This is a genomic window from Schnuerera sp. (genome assembly GCF_035459645.1).
GTDB lineage: Bacteria > Bacillota > Clostridia > Tissierellales > Tepidimicrobiaceae > Schnuerera.
On record NZ_DATHXO010000355.1, the window covers coordinates 1 to 2432 of the forward strand.

The following is a 2432-nucleotide window of genomic DNA, read 5'->3' on the forward strand; positions in this document are numbered from 1 at the left end:
AATATGCTGATAGGCTAATAGATGATCTAGATACGGTAGACTATATAGATAGAGTTAAAACACAGCAAATTAACTGGATAGGTCGTTCTGAAGGGATGGAAGTAGACTTTAAAATTAGTGATAAAGAAGATGTATTAAAGGTATTTACTACTAGGCCAGATACATTATATGGGGCTACTTATATGGTAATAGCAGCTGAACATCCACTGATAGAAAAATACAAAGATGAATTAGAAAATATAGATGAGATAAGAGAATATCAAGAATATGCAAGTAAAAAGTCTGATTTTGAAAGAACAGAACTTTCTAAGGATAAAACTGGAGTTGAAATTAAAGGAATTAAAGCAATTAATCCTGCAACACAAAAAGAAATTCCTATATGGATATCTGACTATGTATTGATGAGTTATGGAACTGGAGCTATAATGGCAGTGCCAGCTCATGACAGTAGAGACTGGGAATTTGCAAAGAAATTTAATCTTCCTATAGTTGAGGTAGTAAAGGGAGGAGATGTAGAAAAGGAAGCTTATACGGATACTGAATCAGGAATATTGGTAAATTCTGAACTTATAAATGGATTGGAAGTAAAGGATGCTATAGAAAAAATAAGCAATTGGTTAGAAAAAGAAGGCCTTGGCATTAGAAAAACTAACTTTAAATTAAGGGATTGGGTATTTTCTCGTCAAAGATACTGGGGGGAACCAATACCACTAATTTATTGTGAAGATTGTGGTTGGGTGCCTGTACCGGAAGAAGAATTGCCAGTAATGCTACCAGAAGTAGAAAATTATGAACCTACTGATACGGGCGAATCTCCATTGGCTAATATAACCGATTGGGTTAATACAAGATGTCCTAAATGTGGAAAGGAAGCAAAACGAGAAACAGATACTATGCCTCAATGGGCTGGTTCTTCATGGTATTTTCTAAGATATATAGATCCACATAATAAAGGAGAATTAGCTAATAAAGAAGAAATAGAATATTGGATGCCTGTAGATTGGTACAATGGCGGGATGGAACATACTACATTGCATTTACTTTATTCAAGATTCTGGCATAAATTCCTATATGATATAGGAGTAGTAAATACTAAAGAGCCTTATAAAAAGAGAACATCTCATGGTATGATATTAGGTGAAAATAATGAAAAAATGTCAAAGTCAAGAGGAAATGTAATTAATCCGGATGATATAGTTAATGAATATGGGGCAGATACTTTAAGAACCTATGAAATGTTTATAGGAGATTTTGAAAAATCTGTACCTTGGTCTGAAAATGGAGTTAGAGGTTGTAGAAGGTTTTTAGAAAGGGTATGGAGATTACAAGATATTGTAGTAGATGGAGATGAATATACTAAAAAATTAGAAACAAATATTCACAAAACAATTAAAAAAGTTTCTGAGGATTACGAAACATTAAAATTCAATACTGCTATAGCTGCATTGATGACATTGTTAAATGATTTTAATGATATTGGTAATATTACTAAATCCGATATGAGGACCTATTTAATTTTATTAAATCCAGTAGCACCTCATATTACCGAAGAATTATGGGAGGTTCTTGGATTTGATGGAATGCTTAATCAAAGCAAATGGCCAGAATATGATGAAGATAAAATTCAAGAACAAGTAATAGAAATGCCAGTACAAGTTAATGGCAAAGTTAGAGGTGTAATAGAAGTCAATGTAGATGATACTCAAGATATGGTTAGAAAAAAAGTAAAAGAAAATGAAAGCATAATGAAATATTTAGAAGGAAAACAAATAATAAAAGAGATATTTGTAATGGGCAAGATTTATAATGTTGTTGTAAAATAAATTGAAATATGAAATAATAGTTTTGCTATTACTTTTTTGTAATAGCAAAACTATTTTAGTTAGGAGGAAAAATATGTCAAGAATAAAGATAATAACAGATACTACTAGTTATATTACTAAGGAATTTGCTGAAAAGGCGAATTTATCCATAGTACCATTAAATTATATTTTTGATGGTGTAACAGAAAAAGAAGGATTTCCTGGGGAATTTGATGAGTTCTATGAAAAATTACAAAATACAAAACTGTTTCCAACTACATCTCAACCAGCAGCGTCAGATTTTATAAAAGAATATGAAAGAGCTTTTGAAGAAGGATATGATGGGATAATAGCAATTCTTTTATCTTCTAAATTAAGTGGGACATATAATAGTGCTGTTTTAGCTAAAAATATTTTAGAGGATGAAAGGATTACTATTGTGGATTCCATACAATCGGCAGCTAATTTAAAATTTTTAGTAGAAGACGCATTAGATATGGTAGCTTCGGGTAGAACAAAAGAAGAAATAGTAGAATATTTAGAAAACAAGAAGAATGACATGAATGTATACCTTACAGTAGATACATTGGAATATTTAAGAAGGGGCGGTAGACTTTCAGGAGTCCAATC

Annotated in this window: 2 protein-coding genes; both read left to right on the forward strand. The window is 31.3% G+C overall.

Annotated elements, in window-relative coordinates:
- Positions 1-1823, forward strand: a 1823-nt coding sequence (leuS, locus tag VK998_RS08260) for a leucine--tRNA ligase (protein WP_325227530.1), incomplete at its 5' end; no start/stop codon positions are given.
- A gap of 73 nt (positions 1824-1896) precedes the next feature.
- On the forward strand, positions 1897-2432 hold a 536-nt coding region (locus VK998_RS08265; protein ID WP_325227531.1), incomplete at its 3' end, for a DegV family protein.